Origin of the sequence: Mucilaginibacter sp. PAMB04274 (assembly GCF_039634385.2) — a bacterium.
GTDB lineage: Bacteria > Bacteroidota > Bacteroidia > Sphingobacteriales > Sphingobacteriaceae > Mucilaginibacter.
The window spans coordinates 3,354,645-3,376,745 of sequence record NZ_CP155081.2 but is presented as its reverse complement, the minus strand read 5'-3'; the positions used below and the strand labels follow the sequence as shown (position 1 = coordinate 3,376,745).

11 protein-coding genes are annotated in these 22,101 nt (G+C 44.8%); all 11 read left to right on the top strand.

Features of this window, described 5'->3' with window-relative positions:
- Positions 1 to 22: 22 nt before the first annotated feature.
- The 11 genes from ABDD95_RS14105 (at position 23) to ABDD95_RS14055 (ending at position 21,890) form a co-directional block, all read left to right on the top strand.
- The gene (locus ABDD95_RS14105) at positions 23 to 4,066 is read left to right on the top strand and encodes a two-component regulator propeller domain-containing protein (RefSeq protein ID WP_345947978.1); all 4,044 of its coding nucleotides are present in this window, start codon (positions 23 to 25) and stop codon (positions 4,064 to 4,066) included.
- A 335-nt stretch (positions 4,067 to 4,401) separates the two neighbouring features.
- Entirely contained in the window at positions 4,402 to 5,604 is a 1,203-nt protein-coding gene (locus ABDD95_RS14100) for a glucuronyl hydrolase (RefSeq protein WP_345947977.1), read from the top strand.
- Positions 5,605 to 5,617: 13 nt separating this feature from the next.
- Entirely contained in the window at positions 5,618 to 6,847 is a 1,230-nt protein-coding gene (locus ABDD95_RS14095; protein WP_345947976.1) for a DUF2264 domain-containing protein, read from the top strand.
- A 9-nt stretch (positions 6,848 to 6,856) separates the two neighbouring features.
- Positions 6,857 to 7,966 (top strand): glycoside hydrolase family 43 protein, encoded by a 1,110-nt coding sequence (locus tag ABDD95_RS14090; protein ID WP_345947975.1) that lies wholly within the window; start codon positions 6,857 to 6,859, stop codon positions 7,964 to 7,966.
- A 1-nt stretch (position 7,967) separates the two neighbouring features.
- Positions 7,968 to 9,818, top strand: a complete 1,851-nt coding sequence (locus ABDD95_RS14085; RefSeq protein ID WP_345947974.1) for a glycoside hydrolase family 2 TIM barrel-domain containing protein — start codon at positions 7,968 to 7,970, stop codon at positions 9,816 to 9,818.
- A gap of 23 nt (positions 9,819 to 9,841) precedes the next feature.
- Positions 9,842 to 11,677 carry a beta-galactosidase family protein gene (locus ABDD95_RS14080; RefSeq protein WP_345947973.1) on the top strand — a complete coding sequence of 612 codons (1,836 nt, stop codon included), beginning with the start codon at positions 9,842 to 9,844 and terminating at the stop codon, positions 11,675 to 11,677.
- Positions 11,678 to 11,716: 39 nt separating this feature from the next.
- Complete coding sequence (locus ABDD95_RS14075; protein ID WP_345947972.1) at positions 11,717 to 12,571, top strand: glycoside hydrolase family 16 protein; 855 nt, start codon at positions 11,717 to 11,719, stop codon at positions 12,569 to 12,571.
- Between the two features lie 117 nt (positions 12,572 to 12,688).
- Positions 12,689 to 15,796: a glycoside hydrolase family 2 TIM barrel-domain containing protein gene (locus ABDD95_RS14070; protein WP_345947971.1), complete on the top strand. Its 3,108-nt coding sequence runs from the start codon at positions 12,689 to 12,691 to the stop codon at positions 15,794 to 15,796.
- 252 nt (positions 15,797 to 16,048) lie between these two features.
- Positions 16,049 to 16,876 carry a glycoside hydrolase gene (locus ABDD95_RS14065; protein ID WP_345947970.1) on the top strand — a complete coding sequence of 276 codons (828 nt, stop codon included), beginning with the start codon at positions 16,049 to 16,051 and terminating at the stop codon, positions 16,874 to 16,876.
- 353 nt (positions 16,877 to 17,229) lie between these two features.
- Positions 17,230 to 20,250 (top strand): TonB-dependent receptor, encoded by a 3,021-nt coding sequence (locus ABDD95_RS14060; RefSeq protein ID WP_345947969.1) that lies wholly within the window; start codon positions 17,230 to 17,232, stop codon positions 20,248 to 20,250.
- Positions 20,251 to 20,264: 14 nt separating this feature from the next.
- Positions 20,265 to 21,890, top strand: a complete 1,626-nt coding sequence (locus ABDD95_RS14055) for a RagB/SusD family nutrient uptake outer membrane protein (RefSeq protein WP_345947968.1) — start codon at positions 20,265 to 20,267, stop codon at positions 21,888 to 21,890.
- The last annotated feature ends 211 nt before the right edge of the window (positions 21,891 to 22,101 follow it).

Genomic DNA, 22,101 nt, shown 5'->3' with positions numbered 1-22,101 from the left:
TATAACCGATTTGCCTCCTATTATGAATAACATACTTTACAAAAAGTATTCATTCTGTATTTTAATGCTGCTCTTCACTTCCTACTTTACGTTTGGTAGTGAGCAGGTACGTTGTTTAGGTATCGAGAAAGGGTTGTCCAACAACTCTGTTACTGCCATTTTTAAGGATTACTATGGCTACATGTGGTTTGGAACATACGATGGTCTGAACCGATACGACGGCCAAAAATTTAAGATATTTCGTAACAGTTGGGGAGACGTTAGCTCGCTCGGAAACAATCACATCACTACCTTAACGGGCAACACACGTGAACTTGTTGTAGGTACCCAAAAAGGTCTTTTTCGTTATGATTATCGTTCAGCAAAGTTTGCTCCTTTACAATATTATTTTACACAAGCTATTGGGCAAAGGCCTGTAACGGCAAGCATCAATTCGCTGGTGAGCGGTAAAGATGGAACGGTATATGCCGGCGCCGAAAAACTTGGGCTGCTGCTATACCGCGGCAAAAATGCTGTTTGCCAAAAAGTAGTAGGGGCAAATGGAAGTACTTATACAGTACAGGCTTTAGCTTTAGATACTGATGATCAGCTTTTTGTTTTCGTAGCTAATGAGGGCCTTTTCAGGCTAAATAAAAAGAACAATGTTTTACAACCTGTAAACCGCGACTTAGGCTCGGCTACCTGCATGTTGTTTGATAGGTTTAACAACCAGGTTTGGATCGGTACAGAAAACGGGCTTTACTACTATGACCAAAAAGACGGCATTCTGCACCGGTATCAATCATCATTGGGCAAGCTTTCCAGTTATAACATAACTGATCTTAATTATGATAGTCAGGGAAATTTATGGGTGAGTACAAATGGTGGAGGTATTAATATTCTCAATATTAAACAAGAAAAGCTAACTTACCTTACACCCGGCAGGGAACAGGGCAGGCTGCGGAGCGGTGCAATAAGTGCCGTATATATGGATAACGAGTCGCGCAAATGGATTGCCACTTTGAGGGGTGGGGTAAATATTGTTGAACCCGACAACGGAAACTTTAAGCAGTATCGCCATGACCCTTTCAACAAGAATAGTGTAGTTAACGATTTTATTCTATCATTTTGCGAAGACGAACGCCGGAATATATGGATAGGTACAGATGGTGGCGGCTTGAGCTATTGGAACCGGAAAACAAATGCTTATCAAAACTTTGTACATAGTACAGATCCAAAAAGCCTTCAAAGTAATTTTGTGGTAAGTGTTGTTAAGGATTACACCAACCGCATTTGGGTTGCAAGTTTTAGCGGCGGCATTGATGCTTTTAATCCTAATACAAATTCATTTATTCATTACACGTGTTACAATCCAGTACGTAAAGCAGCCGAAAAGAACATGTGGAAGCTGTTTGAGGATTCGAAGCATAATTTGTGGGCCGGCGCTACACGGGGCGGGGCGTTATATAAGTACAACCGGGTAAAAGACTGTTTTGAGATTTATGACAACACATTAACGGATATACATGTCATTTTTGAAGATGCAGCCGGAACGCTTTGGGCAGGTGACTATGCTGATTTGATTAGCATAAGCCCCAACACTCGAACAACTACTCGGTATAATGTTGGGTACGCTTTAAGGGCCATCTCACAAAGTGATCGCAGCAGCCTGTGGATTGGCACAGAAGGAGGTGGCCTGCTCCGGTTTAATTTAAGCTCGCACCGTTTTGAACGCTATACGCAAAAGGATGGCTTGGCCGGCAATTCGGTTCTAAACACGTTGGTGGCTAACAACGGCGATTTGTGGTGCAGTACTTATAATGGCCTGTCGAGGCTTGATGTTAAGCGTCGCGTTTTTACAAATTATAACGGATCTGATGGTTTGCAAAGCAATCAGTTTAATTACAACGCTGCATTAAAGTTGAGGTCCGGGGAGTTGCTATTCGGTGGCATTTCAGGCTTTAATCTTTTTGATCCGGATAGCATCAGGTCTGTAGCCAGAAGTCCCAAATTGAGGATTAACGATGTTCGCATCGGCAATGCAACCGTAAACGGGAGTAGTGAATTTACCGATGGAAAACCTATTGCACAGTTAAGGGAAATTACTGTACCCTATAACGAAGCTACCATTGCGATTGAGTATACAGCACTGGAATATTCATTGCCGGATAAAATAAATTACGCCTATTATCTTGAAGGCTGGGATCATGGTTGGAATTCGGTTGGCAAATTGCAAACGGCGTATTATACCCGTTTAAATGAGGGTAGTTACCGCCTGCATATCAAAGCTTCTGATACGCAGGGTAAGTGGTCGGCCGGGCAGTTAACTATCGAAATCACCATTTTGCCGCCATGGTACCGAACCTGGTGGGCATATCTGCTGTATATCGGCGTTGGAGGCGCCACTTTATATTGGTTCTGGTTATACCGGAGTCGCCAACAGCAGCTCAGATATGAAGTGCAGATTGCGAATCTGAATATGGAGCGCGAAAAAGAGTTGAATGAGAAGAAGCTCTCCTTTTTTACCAATGTCTCTCATGAGTTTCGCACACCGCTTACGCTTATCATCAATCCAATAAAGGATCTGCTGAGCCAAAACAAAGGTCAAAACGACGAACTTAATGTCATTTATCGAAATGCCCGCCGATTATTGGGGCTTGTAGACCACCTGCTTTTATTCCGCAAAACCGAAACAGAGAACGCAAGTCTCCGGGTATCCAGAATGAATTTTGTAACTATCTGTAATGAGGTGTTTATGTGCTTTACTCATCAGGTAAAAATAAAGCACCTTAAGTACACGCTGGTTGTTTCCAATGAGCAGATGGAGGTTTATGCCGACCGCGAAAAAATTGAGATAGCACTTTTTAATCTCATATCTAATGCTATAAAATTTACCCCCGATGGTGGCGAAATCCAGGTAATGGTGCACGACGATGGCACTCAGGTGTTTTTCGAAATTGCAGATAGTGGCATTGGCATTAGCGCTGATGTCGGCGAAATGCTGTTTGATAAATTTTTCAGAATAAAAGATAAGCAATATTCTAAAACCGGATTTGGAATAGGCCTATACTTGGTTAAGAATTTTATTGACAGTCACTTCGGCAAGATCTATTACCATGCGAGCAAACTGGGAGGTACAACTTTTATCATGAGTTTGCCTAAAGGCAATGCTCATTTCTCTGAAGAACAAATCGATGAAACAATTATTTCCCCAACGCACATAAACGAATTAATCGATCATGACAATAAAGACATTCTTCCGGAGGAGGAGAGTAACAATCTGGAATTACTAATTTCTGATAAACAAACCATCCTGGTAATTGATGACAATGACCAGATCAGAAATTATATTAAAAAACTCCTGACGCCTGAATACAGGGTGATTGAATCGGAAGATGGGCAAGCCGGATTGAAATTAATCAAGGTAAACTTACCTGATCTGGTGCTTAGTGATATAGTGATGGGCGAACTTAACGGTATTGAACTGTGCAAAATACTTAAAGACGATAACGCGACCAATCATATTCCCATCATACTGCTTACAGGAAATGCCACGCCGGAGTTGATGTTGAAGAGTATCAATGAAGGTGCAGCAGATTTTATCAGTAAGCCGTTTGAAAAGGATGTTTTGCTTGCAAAAGTTAAAAGTGTGCTCCGCAGCAAAAAAGAGTTGCAGAATTACTTTTACCAGGAGATAACCTCCAAGAATACTATTAAAAATGTTTCGGAAGAACACAAGGATTTTCTTTATAAGTGTATCAGCATAATTGAGGCGCATCTTACCGATCCTGCATTTGACGTAGAGAGCTTAGCCAGGATGATGAAGATGAGTTATCCTACGTTATTTAAGCGTATCAAGTCAACCACCGGTAAATCCATTAACAACTTTATACGCTTTGTTCGCCTACGTAAGGCTGCCGAATTGTTGATCCGTACAAACTGTAATGTTAATGAAGCAGCGTTTCAGGTAGGAATAAACGATCTGAAATATTTTCGCGAACAATTTCACAAACAATTTGACCTCAACCCATCCGAATTTCTGAAAAAGCACCGGGCTAATTTCCAAACCACCTACCGGGTGGAGTAATTTCTTGTGAACGGTAAGCCTTTGTCAGTTTTGGGGAACCTGGAACTAAATTATTGCGAATTACGCGATTTAACAAAAATACCCCCTAAGATTTACCATTCAATCCCCCTACAATTAGATGATTTTCTCTTTATTTCGTAGCCGGACTTATAACGAAACCAATTATATTATAGGATAAACTTGCTTTTCGGCTTTATATTGAAAATTCTAAATATAGTTATCCGGACAAAAGTCAGGGAAAAAAATGACCGGCTTTTGCGTAAGGGCGTGCATTTTGCATGTCAAGTAAGTGTGAAGGAACAGACTAAAGAGTGGGCGTTAAATAAAATTACATAATGCGATTAACAAGTATTGCAATTGTTTGCCTGATAGGTATTTTGACCCTATCATCAACGTACGCACAAAAGGCCACGGGCTTCAAGAAAGATAAGGCGCTGCTGGGTTCCTTAAGCCAGCAGTTTAAGGCTGGCGGGTCCCAGTACAAGCTGCTGGCTGCGCGGTTGAAGGCAGACCGCTTCCCCAAAACCTACTATGCCAAAACCGACAGTTTGGAGACCAGCGGCTCGGGCTGGTGGTGCAGCGGCTTTTACCCCGGCACGCTCTTTTACCTGTACAAGCAAACCCATGATAAGGCACTGCTGGCCGAGGCCAACCGTGTCCTTTTGCCACTGGAAAAAGAACAGTATAACAAATCGACCCATGATCTGGGCTTTATGATGTACTGCAGCTTTGGCAACGCCTTAAAGGTTGACCCCAAGCCCCGCTATAAGCAAATACTGCTGAACAGCGCCAAATCCCTGTGCACCCGTTTTGACCCCAAGGTGGGCTGCATTAAATCATGGGATTCCAAAAAGCCGGAGTTTTTGGTGATCATTGATAATATGATGAATTTGGAACTGCTGTTCTGGGCCACCCGGGTAACCGGTGATTCGAGCTTTTACAAGATAGCGTTAACCCATGCCAATACCACAATGAAGAACCACTTCAGAGCCGATTACAGCTCATACCATGTTATCGACTATAACCCCCAGACAGGCGCCGTACAACAAAAGCGTACCGCCCAGGGCTATGCCAATGAGTCGGCCTGGGCCCGGGGGCAGGCCTGGGGCTTGTATGGTTATACGGTAATGTACCGCCATACCCGCGATAAGAAGTACCTGGTGCAGGCCAATCACATTGCGCAGTTTATCCTGGGCCACCCTAACTTGCCAAAAGACAAGATACCGTACTGGGATTTCAATGCGCCTGACATTCCCAAGGCCTTAAGGGATGCCTCGGCAGGAGCGGTGATGGCATCAGCCCTGCTGGAGCTGTGCACTTATACGGATAAAGCCATGGCACAGCGCTACTTCGGCAGTGCGCAAACGATGCTCAAAAGCCTGTCGGCAGCGCCATACAAGGCAGCCCGGGGCAGTAACGGCGGCTTTATTCTGCAGCACAGCGTTGGGCACATACCCCAGGGTACAGAAGTGGATGTACCCCTTACCTATGCCGACTACTACTTTATGGAGGCACTAGAACGGTATAAAGCGTTGTAGTAATTTGCAGGCTATGTTTCAGAAAAATAAAATATTACTGTTGCTGGTCTTGATGCCTCTCATAGCATCCGGTCAGCGCAAAGCGAAGCAAAACACCAGGGAAACGTGGTTGGCTTATATGGACCGCATTGCCAGGCCGGTGATATACAGCCTGGCGCAGGGTAAGCTAAAAGCTAATATGCCGGTGGAGTTTTCTGAGCATGTCGACAATAAGGCTTCAAGGTCACGGGTTGCTTATTTGGAAGCATTTGGTCGCACACTTTCGGGTATTGCGCCGTGGCTACAGCTTGAAGGCGGGAGTGAGAAGGAAATAAAGCTGCGTAACCAGTACAGGCAATGGGTAGTGGCAGGTATTGCAAATGCTGTAAATCCGCAATCTGCCGATTACATGGAGTGGAATGGTGGGCAACCGCTGGTAGATGCCTCGTTTCTTGCTTTAGCACTCATCAGGGCACCCTGGATATGGGAGCACCTGGATAAAACGGCAAAAGCCCAGGTGGTGGCAGCTTTTCTGCTTACCCGCAACACTGTTCCGGTTTATAGCAACTGGATATTGTTTACAGGAGCTATTGAGACGTTTTTTGATAAATACGGTTTAGACTACGACCCTGTAAGAGTAGAATTTGCAATCAGAGAATTTACACAGCATTGGTACACAGGCGATGGGATGTATGCAGATGGAATGAGCTTTCACCTCGATTATTATAATAGTATCGTTATTCAGCCTTATCTCAGCGATATTTTGGATGTAATGGCAGATAAACAAAAACGCTACCTGCGTGAAAGGGATCAGGTAATGCAAATAGGGCAGCGGTATGCGCAAATTTTGGAACGCTCGGTTAATACAGACGGTAGTTACCCTACGTATGGCCGTTCAATCGTTTACCGCGGAGGAGTATTTCATCACCTGGCCAACGTAGCGCTTAAAAAACAATTGCCATCGTCTATTTCACCGGCGCAGGTAAGAGAAGCTTTGACAGCCGTTATGAAAAAGACCATAGATGCGCCGCAAACCTTCACCAGTTCCGGCTGGCTAAATATTGGTTTGTATGGTAAACAGCCCGGCCTGGCCGAAGGATATATAACCACTGGGAGCGGCTACCTTTGTTGCACACTGTTCCTGCCTTTGGGCTTACCCGAAACCGATGATTTCTGGTCGTCGGCGCCGCAGCCATGGACGGCTGTAAAAATCTGGAGTGGACAGGATGTGCCTGCCGACCACGCCCTGGAACTTAGAAAATAAACATGCCTTATGAAAACCTTTAATCAAATAAAATACCTGATCTTATTATTCATACTCCCTGCTTTATACGCTCACGGGCAACGCAATAACTTTACACCTGGCGAAATCTGGCCCGATGATAAAGGCGTGCATATTAATGCTCACGGTGGCGGCATAATGTATCAAAAAGGGAAGTATTACTGGTTTGGCGAGCACAAAATTGCCGGAGGTGCTGGGAATAGGGCCATGGTTGGTGTGCATTGTTACTCATCAAAAGACCTATACAATTGGAAGGATGAAGGTATTGCTTTAAAGGTGTCTGAAGATACCACAAGCGACATTGCCAAAGGCTGCATTTTAGAACGGCCTAAAGTAGTTTACAATAAGAAAACGAAGAAGTACGTGATGTGGTTCCATTTGGAGTTGCGTGGGCAGGGATACAAAGCAGCACGAGCGGGAGTGGCCACAAGTGACCGTATTAATGGCCCGTATACCTTTATCAAGAGCTATCGCCCAAATGCCGGTTTTATGCCAATTTCTCCGGCCGGAACGCCAGACGCTGAGAAAGTAGATTGCGCCAACATTAAGAACCGGAGCGAGGGTTTCTTTTGCAGAGACCTGCCCGGAGGACAAATGGCCAGAGATATGACTGTGTTTGTGGATGATGACGGGAAGGCCTACCATGTGTTCTCTGCAGAAGAGAACGCCACGCTTGATATGGCAGAACTGACAGACGACTATACCGCTCACACCGGCAAGTTTGCAAGAGTTTACCCTGGGCGCTCAACCGAAGCGCCGGCTGTATTTAAGCGTAAGGGTACTTACTATATGATTGGCTCGGGCACAACAGGTTGGGATCCAAATCCGGGGCGTTGGTTTTCTGCGCCATCCATTTGGGGGCCATGGACATATCATGGTAATCCATGTAAAGGGTTGAAAGCGGAAATTACATTTGGCGGGCAAAGTACGCACGTACTGCCGGTACAGGGCAAAAAAGACGCTTTCATTTTTATGGCCGATAAATGGACGCCGAAAGATGCAATTGATGGGCGTTATCTCTGGCTGCCAATAAAGTTTAACGGAGACGAGATGGAAATTGATTGGCTGGAAAAATGGGATCTAACGGTATTTGATAAGTAAGATGATCAAGATAATTCTGACAGGAGTACTGTTGGCGACGGGATTGCTTGCCACTGCACAAAATAATTTAATTACTAATATAGGGAGCCGCAAGGCCGTTAGCCTGAACGGCACCTGGCAGTATATTGTTGACCCTTATGAAACTGGTTTTTACGATTACCGCTACAAAGAACTGCGCGAAGACCACCCGGATGCGTATTGGAATACCGATGTACCCACCGACCGCAGTGAAAAAAAAGAGCATGGTTATACCGACAAGTACACCTTACAGGTACCAGGTGACTGGAACCATCAAAAACCGGAGTTTGTGTATTACGAAGGCACTGTATGGTATAAGAAGAACTTTAGTTACCCTAAAACGACTGCCGGCAATAAATACTACTTGTATTTTGGTGCTGTAAATTACCGGGCCGATGTTTACCTGAATGGCAAAAAGCTCGGCATGCACAAAGGTGGCTTTACTCCCTTTAACTTTGAAGTGCCCGCAACGCTGCTTAAAGAAACCGGCAACTTTCTGGTGGTAAAGGTAGATAACAAGCGCGATGCCAATGAGGTACCCACGCTGAACACCGATTGGTGGAACTACGGCGGCATAACCCGCGATGTAAAGCTAATTGAGGTGCCGCAAAACTTTATACAGGATTACGTCATCCAGCTTAAAAGGCCGCAGCCAGGCAAAGCACCGGCCAAATCACCATTGGCAGAAGGCTGGGTGAAACTTAGCCAGCAGCCTGCAGCTAATGAAATGATTAGTATTGAAATTCCGGAACTGAAATACAAAAAGCAGGTACCGGCTACCGCTCAGGTCACTAAGCTAAGCATCAATTTACCTAAAGTGCAGTTATGGTCGCCGGTACAACCCAAACTGTACAAAGTATTAGTAAGTACTGCAACTGATAGGGTAGAAGATAAAATCGGTTTCAGAACAATTGAAGCCTATGGTAAACAGGTATTACTTAATGGCAAACCGCTGTTTATGCGCGGCATTAGTATACATGGCGAGATACCACAGGATGTAAGACGCGCTTACAGCGAGGCGGATGCCCGGCAACTGCTGGGTCAGGCTCGTGAACTGGGCTGCAATATGGTAAGATTAGCACACTATCCGCACGACGAAACAACGACGCGTTTGGCCGATTCGCTGGGCATAGTGGTATGGTCGGAAATACCGGTGTACTGGACTATTAACTTTGGCAGTGCCGAGGTGTTAGCCAAGTCCAAGGTGCAACTTAACGAGATGATTACCCGCGATCACAACCGCGCCAGCGTCATTATTTGGTCGGTAGGTAACGAAACACCTATCAGTCAAACCCGAACTAATTTTATGAAAAGCCTGATTACGGCTGCGCGTGAGCTCGATAACACCCGCATGATATCTGCAGCTCTAGAAGTGAACTATAATTCGGGTAAAAATCTCAATCTGATAGACGATCCTCTGGGCGAATTTGTTGATCTGGTAGCGTTTAACGAATACCTTGGCTGGTACGGCGGCCTGCCCGATAAGTGCCGAACCACTAACTGGGGCACTGTTTACAACAAACCCTTATTTGTTAGTGAAACAGGTGCCGAAGGTAAAACCGGCTTCCATGCCGATTCGCTTACTCGCTTCAGTGAAGAATACCAGGCTTGGTATTACCGCGAGCAGATAGCTATGCTCAAGCGCATGCCCGATAATTATGTAGGCATTTCACCCTGGGTACTGGCAGATTTTCGTTCACCCAAGCGTAACAACCCGCTTTACCAGGAAGGTTGGAACCGCAAGGGCTTGTATGACGACAAGGGAAATAAAAAACAAGCGTTTTATATTCTTCAACAATATTATCAAGACATCGCGCAAAAAACAGGCAAATAGGTTCAACAATAACAATTACTATTATGATAAAAGTAAAGTGGCTTACATTAGCCATTGGTGCCATTATATTGTGCCATGCTCCGGTCAAAGCACAAACAAAACATTCATTTTCATTAGGCGAGCAGGACTTTCTGCTCGACGGGAAGCCTTTCCAGATGATAAGCGGAGAAATGCACTATCCGCGTGTACCGCGCGAAGCCTGGCGAGACCGCATGAAGATGGCCAAAGCCATGGGGCTAAATACCATCGGCACCTATGTGTTCTGGAATTTACATGAACCCCAAAAAGGCGTTTTTGATTTTACAGGCAACAATGATATTGTTGAATTTGTACGAATTGCCCAGCAAGAGGGGCTGTGGGTTGTTCTACGGCCAAGCCCGTATGTATGCGCGGAATGGGAATTCGGCGGCTATCCGTACTGGCTGCAAAACGAGAAGGGGCTGGTTGTTAGGAGTAAGGAGGCCCAGTATCTGAAAGAGTATAAGGCATACATCGATGAAGTAGGTAAAAGGCTGGCCCCCATGCAGATAAATCACGGTGGCAATATTTTGATGGTACAGATTGAAAATGAGTATGGTTCATACGGCAGTGATAAAGAATACCTGGCTATTAATCAGAAAATGTTTAAAGAAGCCGGTTTTGATGGCTTGCTTTACACCTGCGACCCTGCTGCTGATGCTGCAAACGGCCACCTGGAAGGACTTCTACCCGCGATTAACGGCTTGGACAACCCCGCCAAAGTAAAAGCGCTGGTAAATAAATTGCACAACGGAAAAGGGCCGTACTACATTGCCGAATGGTATCCGGCTTGGTTTGACTGGTGGGGAGCACCTCACCATACTGTGCCTGCCCAAGCCTATGCCGGTAGGTTAGATTCGGTGCTAACCGCTGGTATGTCTATCAATATGTACATGTTTCATGGTGGTACAACGCGCGGCTTTATGAATGGCGCCAACTATAAAGATACCAGCCCTTATGAACCGCAAACCAGCAGTTACGATTATGATGCCCCTCTGGATGAAGCTGGTAATCCTACTGCTAAATATCTGAAATTTAGGGAGGTTATTCAACGCAGTTTACCAAAAGGGCAGGCGTTGCCACAGGTGCCCGCAGCGAAACCAGCTATGCAAATTAGTCCGGTTACTTTGAGCCAAGCCGCCGTTTTGTTAAATAATCTGCCTAAAGCTGTAGAAAACCCAACACCATTAACTTTTGAGGACCTTAAGCAGGATTATGGCTATATGCTATACAGTACAACGGTTGAGGGAGGACGAAGTGCTTTATTAAAAGTAAAGCAATTAAGAGACTTTGCCATAGTTATGTTGAACGGAAAAACGGTTGGAACCCTGGACCGCAGGACCAAACGCGACAGCATTAACCTGGAGCTCCCTACAGGTAATGTTAAACTCGATATACTGGTAGAGAATATGGGCCGCATTAATTTTGGCAAATATCTGTTAGAGAATAAAAAGGGTATCACCGAAAAGGTTTTGCTTGGTGGTGAGGAAGTTAAAGGCTGGAAAATGTACAGATTCCCGATGGCCAATAGCAACGCTTTCCGATTTATAAAAGCAACTCAATCCGGAAATTCTCCCGTTATGAAAAAAGGAAATTTTAATGTAAGTACGCTTGCAGATACCTATCTGGATATGAGTAAGTGGGGAAAAGGGGTTGTTTGGGTAAATGGACATAATTTGGGTAAGTACTGGAACATTGGCCCTCAGCAAACGATTTATGTGCCCAAAGAATGGCTTAAAAAAGGCAGCAATAGCATCATCGTTCTGGATTTACTGACCTACAACGAACAAAAGGTAGTTACCACCAGTAAGCCTGTGTTAAATGTTATGGTAAAAAAGTAAAAGTTGAGTGCCAATAGCATGGCTGAAAGATAATAGCTTATGAAAGTATTAATCACCTTGTTGCTCTTTTTGCCCTCGCTGTCAATGCAAACGCCCGTGAGCCTGACCCAGCAATCTGACTACAAGCTTGTATGGAGCGACGAGTTCAATAAAGACGGAGCGCCGAACCCTGACAATTGGACGTATGAGAAAGGTTTTGTTCGCAATCATGAATTACAATGGTATAGTACTGAAAATGCACGCTGCAAGGGAGGGAAATTGATTATTGAAGCCAAGAAAGACACTTCTAAAAATCCAATATACGACCCAACTTCTTCAGATTGGAAAAAAGCCCGTCCAAAAATTGGGTATACCTCAGCAAGTATCAATACATCAGGCAAGCACCAGTGGCAGTATGGACGTTTTGAAATGCGTGCCCGTTTCGATGTAGACCCTGGGCTTTGGCCGGCATTTTGGACGTTAGGCGTTAATGGCGAATGGCCCTCCTGCGGAGAAATTGATATTATGGAGTATTACAGGGGCAAAGTCTTAGCCAACATTGCCTGCGGAACTTTGGCCAGGTACAAAGCCCGGTGGTTCAGTAATACCAAAGCGCTTGAAGAGTTTAAGGATAAAGATTGGGCTCAAAAGTTTCATACCTGGAAGATGGATTGGGATGAACAAGCTATTAGTCTTTACGTGGATGATCAACTGCTAAATTCTGTAAAGCTAAGCGAGCTCGAAAACGCCAGTAAAAACCCGGTTAACCCATTTAAGCAGCCACATTACATTCTGCTTAATCTTGCACTTGGTGGTGATAACGGTGGCGATCCTAAAGGCACACCATTTCCGCGTACCTTCGAGATTGATTACGTGCGTGTTTACCAAAAAGAACCCAATGCTATTAAACAGTAAAGGTCACTTACAAATAAACAGATTCTGAAAAAGCCTGCATATAAAAAGATAACTGGGCTTTATTGTAAAAATATATCCTACAGTTACACATTATTGTAACCGCCAATCTAAACTTCCATGAAAAAACTGCTACTTATCTTTACTTTCATTACCTCAGTGGTTAGCGCACAAGATGCCCGAAACGACTGGGAGAACCCCAGCTTGTTGGATTGGAATAAAGAAAAGGCACATGCAGCCTTCATGCTTTATGATAACGCCGCTAATGCTAAAACTGATGACTATAAGTTGTCGCCATATTTCCGGTCATTGAACGGTGATTGGAAGTTTAGCTATGTAAATAAATATGCACAGCGGCAAAAGGATTTTTATCGAACCGACCTTGACGACTCTAAATGGGGTACTATTGCGGTGCCCTCCAACTGGGAGCTAAAAGGTTTTGGTATTCCTATTTACACCAATATCACTTATCCGCATTTGCGGCAGCCGCCTTTAATTGGAGATAACAACCCGGTGGGAACCTATCGGAAAAGATTCAGCGTGCCTGCAAATTGGCAAGGTAAGGAAGTGCTGCTCCATTTTGGTTCAATTAGCGGATGTGCATTTGTTTTCGTTAATGGACAGAAAGTGGGCATGTCTAAAGTGGCTAAATCCCCGGCAGAATTCAACATTACAAAATACCTGAAACCAGGCGAAAACCTGCTGGCTGTACAAGTTTTTCGCTGGCACGATGGCAGTTATCTGGAAGATCAGGATTTTTGGCGACTGAGCGGGATAGAACGCGACGCTTTCCTTTACGCCGTGCCCGGTAAAACCGTATGGGATTACTTTTTACATGCAGGCCTCGATGATGCTTATAAGAACGGCACTTTCTCTGCAGAGGTAGCTTTAAGATCTTTTGTGAAACAAGTTACCGCCTCATCTTCTCTTACCATCGAAATATTTGATCGTTTAGGTAAACGTATATTTTCCGAAAGTCAGTCTTTAAATGCCAGTAATGATACTTTGCAGCAAGTGCGTTTCAAAGGGCTGGTAAAGCAACCTTCAAGATGGAGTGCGGAATCTCCCTACCTGTATGATTGCGTAATGACCTGGAAATTGGGAGGCGAAACTTTTGTTACCTCCAATAAAATCGGGTTCAGGCGGGTGGAGATCAAAGGTGCTCAACTGATGGTAAATGGCGTTCCCATATTGGTGAAGGGAGTGAACCGCCATGAACATGACGATGTGCAGGGCCACGTGCCTGTACGCGAAACGATGCTTAAAGATATAAGGCTGATGAAACAGTTTAATATCAATGCCGTCCGTACCAGTCATTACCCCAACGATCCGCTGTGGTATAAACTGTGCGACCAGTACGGCCTATATCTGGTAGATGAAGCCAATATTGAAACCCATGGCATGGGAGCGGAGTTGCAGGGATGGTTTGATCGGTCTAAACACCCGGCTTATCTCCCCGAGTGGGCACCTGCACACATTGACCGCACCATACGTTTGGTAGAACGGGATAAAAACCATCCGTCTGTGATCATTTGGTCTTTAGGAAACGAGTGCGGTAATGGCCCGGTGTTCCATCAAACATATAATTGGATTAAAGAACGCGACCCTAGCCGCCCGGTTCAGTTTGAGCAGGCTGGCGAGAGCGAGAATACCGATATTGTTTGCCCAATGTATCCCAGCATCACTAACATGAAAAAATATGCTGCTGCAGACAAGCAAAGACCATATATTATGTGTGAGTATGCGCATGCCATGGGTAACAGTAACGGAAACTTTCAGGAATACTGGGATATCATCGCCAGCAGTAAGCACATGCAGGGCGGTTTCATTTGGGACTGGGTAGATCAGGGCATACGCACTGTAAATGCCAACCAGGATGTGTTTTGGGCTTATGGCGGCGATTTGGGTGCTTTTCATCTGCAAAACGATGAGAACGGTGTGGCCGATGGGTTGCTAAGCTCCGACCGTACACCCGACCCGGGATTATATGAAGTAAAGAAAGTATACCAGAATATTCATTTCAGCTCTACATCCCCCGGTAGTGGCAGGTTCACCGTGCGGAATATGTTTGATTTTACCGACCTCGATCAGTATAATTTCATGTGGTTGTTATACAAAAATGGTGAGTTGATTAAACAGGCGCCTTTTACGTTAAAGTTACCACCTCATCAACAAAAGGAAGTTAAACTACCGCTTAACGGCATCGGCAAAAATTTGAGCGATGAATATTTTGTTATCATCCGTGCATTAGCTAAAAAGCCATCAGAGATGATACCGCAGGGCCATGTAATTGCCGAAGAACAGTTTAAGCTAGGCGGTGATTATTTTGCAAGCCAGCCTGAAAAAAAAGGACAATTGGTTATAAAGCGGAACGAAAAGACGCTGAGCTTTACAGCCGGCGACATTAGCGGGGAGTTTGATATAACTGCCGGCCGCATGAACACGTTTGCAAGCAGTGGCGGGCAAGCACTAAGGCAATTCCCGGAACCTTATTTTTGGCGTGCACCAACCGATAACGATTTTGGAAATGGAATGCCCGAAAAATTAGGCATTTGGCGCAATGCTCATGCAGCCCGCACAGTAAAGAGTGTGGTTGTTGGTGAGCAAAATACCACTGGGTTAAACATTGCCGTAAATTATTTATTAGACGGCATTGACGTACCGTATACGGTTAACTATCACGTTAACAACGATGGTTCGGTTAAAATAACTGCTGCAATAGATATGACAGGCCGCAACCTGCCCGAATTGCCTCGCTTTGGTATGCGGATGCCGGTTCGTGGCGGTTATAACCATTTGTCTTATTACGGACGGGGGCCTTGGGAAAATTATAGCGACCGTAATACGGCAGCATTTATTGGCCGTTATAACGACCTGGTAGAAAATCAATTTTACCGCGGTTATATAAGGCCGCAAGAAAGTGGCTATAAAACCGATGTAAGGTGGCTAACATTGCTTGATGCCGAAGGAAAAGGCTTAAAGGTGGAAGGTGCCCAGCCCTTATGTTTTAGCGCGATGAACATTGCGACCGAAGCCCTTGACCCCGGCCTGTCCAAAAAGCAGCAACATCCAACAGATCTGCGTTACAGTAACAATGTGTTTCTGCAAATTGACCTGGCCCAGCGCGGAGTTGGGGGAGATGACAGTTGGGGAGCATTGCCTCATCAACAGTACCGTTTGCTGGGAAAGAAGTACAGCTATTCCTATACATTAAGTTTGGTTAAATAACTCCTGCAATCGGAGAGTTTAAGTTTGCCTGGTTCATATTTCTAATGAGTTTTAAAAAGGTTTGATAAATTTTGATGGTGTGATTTGAAGTTAAACAGTAGGTTATCTAACATTATGAAATACCCACCAAAAAAGATTGGTTTACCCCTCACTAGGTAATAGTAAATGGTCCTAATTTGCCCAATAATTAATTATTTTTTAATTAATAGTATTAGGGGAAGCCGTTTCTATTAACCAATTAAAACCTTCTTTATGAGACCTTTAAAAATTATTTTGCTTTTACTTTTGTCGGTTACTGCTTTTACCTCGTGTAAAAAAGGTAATGCCGGCATTGAAGAAACCAGCGCGAGCGCTGACAATCTAACAGTCAAAAAAGATAATGCCGTATCGTGGGTAAACGTCATCCCGGCTAATTCTTTCAGCTCATTCTCTACGTACTGGAATAACCTTTACCCTTGGGGATCTGACCATAATGGTACAGCCAGAATGCGTGCGGAAAATATCAGCGTATCGGGCGGTGTGTTAACGCTAACCAGTGCGCCAAGCGGCAGCGTGGGCAACAGCAATAAAGACCCTTACTTGCCTATCCATTACTATTCAGGTACCGTCTATGCGAAAACAATCCCCGTGATCGATACATCATGGCCCAAATGGCACTTTAAAGGCGAGTTTCAGTGCGAATCCCAGCGCGGAACCTGGCCAGCGTTTTGGATTACAGGGGCAGACTCCTGGCCGCCTGAAAGCGATTTTATGGAATTTAAGGGAAGTGCAACCTGCTGGACAAATACTTACAAAAATTTAAGTGGGGGGTGGTCAAGTGTGGGTACAACCGTTGCTAACCCTGGCAACTGGCATACTTACTCAGTATACGTAACCAAAACTAACGCGACCGACGTATCTATAGAATATTGGATAGACGGCTCGTTAAAAAGTACTCAAACCGGCGCCAACTTTGTAGGTAAACGATTTAACATCATAATTGATTATCAGATGGAGGGCTCATCAGGCTCTCCGGGCCCTACCGGAACAACGTATATGCGTGCGCGAAACGTTATTGTTGAAAAAAGTGCAACCTTGTAAATAACCCCAGCGGCTTCCCCTTAAATTTACCATTCTCCTTGCTAGTCTACCAAACCCGAAAAAAACAATGCGTTTAAATGGGGTTTAAAATAAACTTTTAATTTTACGAATTTTCCTGTCAGATGAACGGCGTAAGATGTACAGTGATTATTTAACCCACATTTTAATTAATTGCCCCCGTTTATTTATTGTTTTGTCCCCCTATCTTCATAAATAAATCCCATTAATTAGCATTGTATTCTCTTAACCGGAGTTGCAAGCCCAATTTAAAAACCAACAACCCATGTCACCTTACTTTGTCCTGTATTGCAGGTTCCGGGTAAGGCTTAACTAATTGTTAAAATTAAGTATGTATGAGAAGAACACTAACTTATTATGTTCGGCTTACTGTGCTGGTAAGCCTTCTAATGCACAGCCTTTTGCAGCACGCCTTTGCACAAGCATCCTATGTAGTGACCGGGCGCGTACTCGATAGCAAAAGCGTGCCCCTGCCCGGTGCATCAATTAAAGTAAATGGAACACAACAAGGGGCGGTTGCTGATCCCAACGGTAATTTCAGACTTGAACTCAACGCACCGGTCACACTGGTTATATCCTTTACGGGCATGATTACAAAGACGGTGCAGGTAAGCTCTGCCAACACAAAGGTGGATGTTACCCTTGCTGATGGTGGTAAGCAGCTATCAGATGTAGTTGTTGTGGGTTACGGTACACAAAGAAGATCAGATGTAACGGGTTCGGTAGCTTCGGTACCCAAAAATCGATTGTCGCAGTTGCCGGTTACCAATGTACTGCAGGCGCTTGAGGGCGCCGTAGCTGGCGTAAATATCACTACGGTATCTTCTATCCCCGGGTCTCAGCCTGCTGCAACAGTTCGCGGTCAGAACTCCATTACTGCATCAAATGCGCCATTCGTAGTAGTAGATGGAATACCGCTGAGCAAAACAGGCGGCTCACTGAACGATATCAATCCTAATGATATAGCTTCGATGGAAATACTGAAAGATGCCTCGGCAGCAGCTGTATACGGTACCAACGGTGCAAACGGAGTTATTTTAATTACAACCAAACGCGGCTCAATCGGCAAGCCGGTTATTCGGTACAACGGCTATGCAGGGCTGGAGAATTACGCTCATGTGCTCCAACCTCGCGACCCAGCTTCATTTACACAGAAGTACCTCGATTACCTTAAGCAGAACAATTTACCACAACAATTCACTGAGCCGGTTTACAACAATGGCGAACGTGCCAATTACGCAGCCGGAAGGACAGTGAACTGGTTAGACGAAATTAGTCAGCAGGGCGTGATGCAGGATCATAACCTCAGCGTTCAGGGCGGAAGTCCGGATGTTAAATACTTTGTGTCTGGCGACTACCTGAAACAGAAAGGTATTCTTCAGGGCTATCAATATCAACGCGTTAGTTTCCGTTCAAATCTGGATATTAATGTTACCGACTTTTTGACGGTAGGTGCATCTGCTTTTTTTACCAACAATAACTATGATGGTGGCCGGGTAAATCTTCTGTTTGCAACAGCACTTAGTCCATACGGCAACATTTATAATGCGGATGGTACCTATGCCATTTATCCGCAGGCCCCAGAGCAACTCTACACAAACGCTTTCCTGGGTTTAACAACTGATGTGGTTAACCGCAGCGTTAACGCGGTTGGCAACGGTTACGCAGACGTTAAATTTGATAAGCTAATTAAGGGATTAAGATACCGCCTTAATGTTGGCTATAATTATTTGCCTACCCGCTATAATAGCTACAGTGGCCGCTTGGCTAATTCAACAATAGGATCGGCAACAGCAACGGCTAATGAGACAACGGGTTATACAATTGACAACCTGCTTTATTATGTACGTGACTTTAACAAGCACCGTATTGATTTTACAGGTTTATACGGCGCTCAAAGAACGCGGTATTTTAGCCAAACTTCAGGCGCCACCGGCTTTGTTAACGATGCGCTTTCTTATAACAACATAGGTGCCGGAGCAACTCAAACAGCTGGCTCAAATTCTACTCGTTATGCGTTAAATTATTATATGGCCCGTGCGGTATATTCTTATGACCAGCGCTACGTGGCTACTTTAACTTTCCGCCGCGACGGCTCATCTGTTTTTGGTGCCAACACCAGTAAGTTTGGTACTTTTCCGTCAGCTGCATTAGCCTGGAACATCAGCAATGAGAACTTTATAAAAAGTGTAAAGTGGATCAACACGCTTAAACTGAGGGGTTCTTACGGCAAATCGGGCAATGAAGCAATTGGCGTTTACGGAACTATCACTACCGACAATAGCGTAAGATTTCCTTTTAACGGTGTAAGCCTTGTTGGTTTGCAGGCTGGTAACCTGGGTAATGTTAACCTGCAGTGGGAGACCACCAAATCAGGCAATATCGGTATAGACTTTGCCGTGCTTAACAGTCGTATAAGTGGTACCCTTGATTTTTATCATAACATTACCGATGGATTGCTGCTGCGAAGGGTGCTTCCGGCAGTAACCGGCTATGCTAACGTGTTAGACAATCTGGGTAAAACACGTAACAAGGGTGTTGAGCTTACGGTAAATACCCGCAACATACAATCTAAAACCTTTAGCTGGGAAAGTAACATCGTATTTGCCGCTAATAAGAACAAAATTGTTGACTTGTTTGGTGATGGCCAAAATGATGTTGCCAATAACTTATTTATAGGCTCGCCTGTAGGGTCAATTTATGATTACCGGATGACCGGTGTGTGGCAAACGGGAGAAGATGCTTCGAGGCAGGACCCCAGCGCAAAGCCCGGCGATCTGAAATTTGCTGACACCAACGGCGACGGCCGTATAACTGCTGATGATCGCGTTATTTTAGGGCAGACTGCCCCAAAATGGACAGGCGGTATATCCAATACCTTCAGATACCAGAATTTAAGTTTGACCGTATTTATCCAAACAGCACAAGGTATGCTGCGAAACAATACAGATTTTAATTATGCCGATGAAGCCGGACGCCGTAACACACCAGCCGAAATTGGATATTGGACGCCTACAAACGGCAGTCAGGAATTCCAGTCGTTGTCTTACACCAATACGCGAGGCTATGGGTATCCGCGTAACGCTAGCTTTACACGTTTAAAAGATATAACCTTAAGCTACACAGTACCTCAAAGTATGGTTAACAAGCTGGGCATATCAACACTAAGCATTTATGCCAGCGGGCGCAACCTGCATACCTGGACCAAGTGGATTGGTTGGGACCCTCAGCAAACTTATTATACCCGCGGTGTTACCAGCCAGGCTAACGATCAGAGTGCGTTTGCAGCAGGCTTTAATAATAACTATCCCATTACGCGTACAGTTGTTTTAGGGTTAAACATTTCGTTGAAATAATATCTGAAGATATCATGAAAAGAACTTCCATTATAATAGGCGTTTTAGTAGCTGTAATACTAGGCGCTGCATCCTGTAAGAAAGCTTTTTTGGATGAAAAGCCATATTCAAACTACATACCGTCAACAGTAACCGATTCGCTTGGATTTGAGGCATCCCTGATTGGTTTGTATCAATATCAAACCGGTACGCTAACATGGTCGGCTGACCAAGGGTGGCCCAGTGTTTGGCAAGTAGGTACAGATGTGGCTAATGCCACCGCACAGCAGCAGGGCATTGAAGTGCCTTATTACACCTATTCGCAATTAACCGCTACAGACCGGGCTGCATCGATTACCTGGAGCCGCTACTATGCTTTAATTAACAATGCAAACATCATTATCGATGGATTACAGTCTGCCACAGGTATGGGCGCTGTAGGTAAGCGTTTGGTAGAAGCTGAAGCAAAGTTTTTTAGGGGATACGCTTATAACACCTTGGCCACACTTTACGGTCGGTTACCTATTATTTTGCATACCATTACCAGTCCTAAGCTGGATTTTACCCGTGCACCGCTCGAAGAAGTGAACAACCAGATTACAAGCGACCTGGCATTTGCCGCAGCTAACCTGCCCGACCTGAACGCTGGCAACAGCAGAACAAACGCAGCAGGCAAACCCGTAGGCCGGGCTAACAAGTATATGGCTATGCAGGTACTTGCTGAAGCCTACTTGCGGATGGGTAAAAATGACCTGGCAGAACAGCAGGCCCAAGCCGTTATCAATAGCGGTAAATTCAGCCTGATCCGTTCTCGTTATGGAGTTAGGGCTGGGGGTGCCGGCGACTATTATTCAGATATGTTTGTTTATGGTAACCAGCGCCGCTCACAAGGTAATACAGAGGCTATATGGGTTTTAGAACAGGAAAACCCTTCACTGGTACCAGGCGGCAATGTGGATAATGCACAACAGCGTCGTGTTTTTGGTGCCGCCTATTATGCCATTCCAGGTATGCTACCGGCAGATTCGCTGGGCGGTAGGAGTGTAGGCAGGTTGCGCCTGAGCAATTGGGTATTATACCGGTTGTATAAAGGCAACGATATCCGCAATTCTCAGTACAGTATTAAGCGCCGGTACTACTATAATGACCCGGCACCTGCTTACGCATCCCTGTATGGTAAGCCGGTTCCGTTTACCGGTGCCGATACACTTTTTCGTATCGCACCCAGTACGCTTAAATGGGGCGCTTTCGACCCTAATGACACATTCGGCTATGCTATGATTAAAGACTTTATTATGATGCGGTTGGGCGAAACTTATCTTTTGCTGGCCGAAGCGCAGTTTAAACAAGGCAAAATAGGCGATGCTGTAAATTCTATCAACGTTTTGCGTACCCGTGCTAATGCGCCGCAGGCTACAGCAACTGAAATGTCGCTCGACCTGATATTAGACGAACGTGCAAGGGAGTTGATTGCAGAAGAAAACAGGCGGATGACGCTGATGCGTACCGGTACTTTAGTTACAAGGTCGTTAAATTTAAACAGTAACGATCCTCAGAAGCCGACAACCGGCCTTACCAACACCCACCTGCTCTTGCCCATTCCTTTAACAGATATTCAGGTAAATAAAGATGCCAGGCTTGAACAAAATCCGGGCTATTAAAAAAAAGCGGGTTCGTCCATCGAACCCGCTTTTTTTGTTTAAGTCGCTTAGGCTTCTAAACGGAGATGTAGGTGTCATTGAGTGCGGCATTATTAATCAATTGATTCATCAAATCTCAGCCTGTGCCATCCATTAAGCACCGTAATAATGAATTTGCCCCTTATCAAATATGGATTTACCCCTTCTGGTGGTTAATTATTTATATTTTATT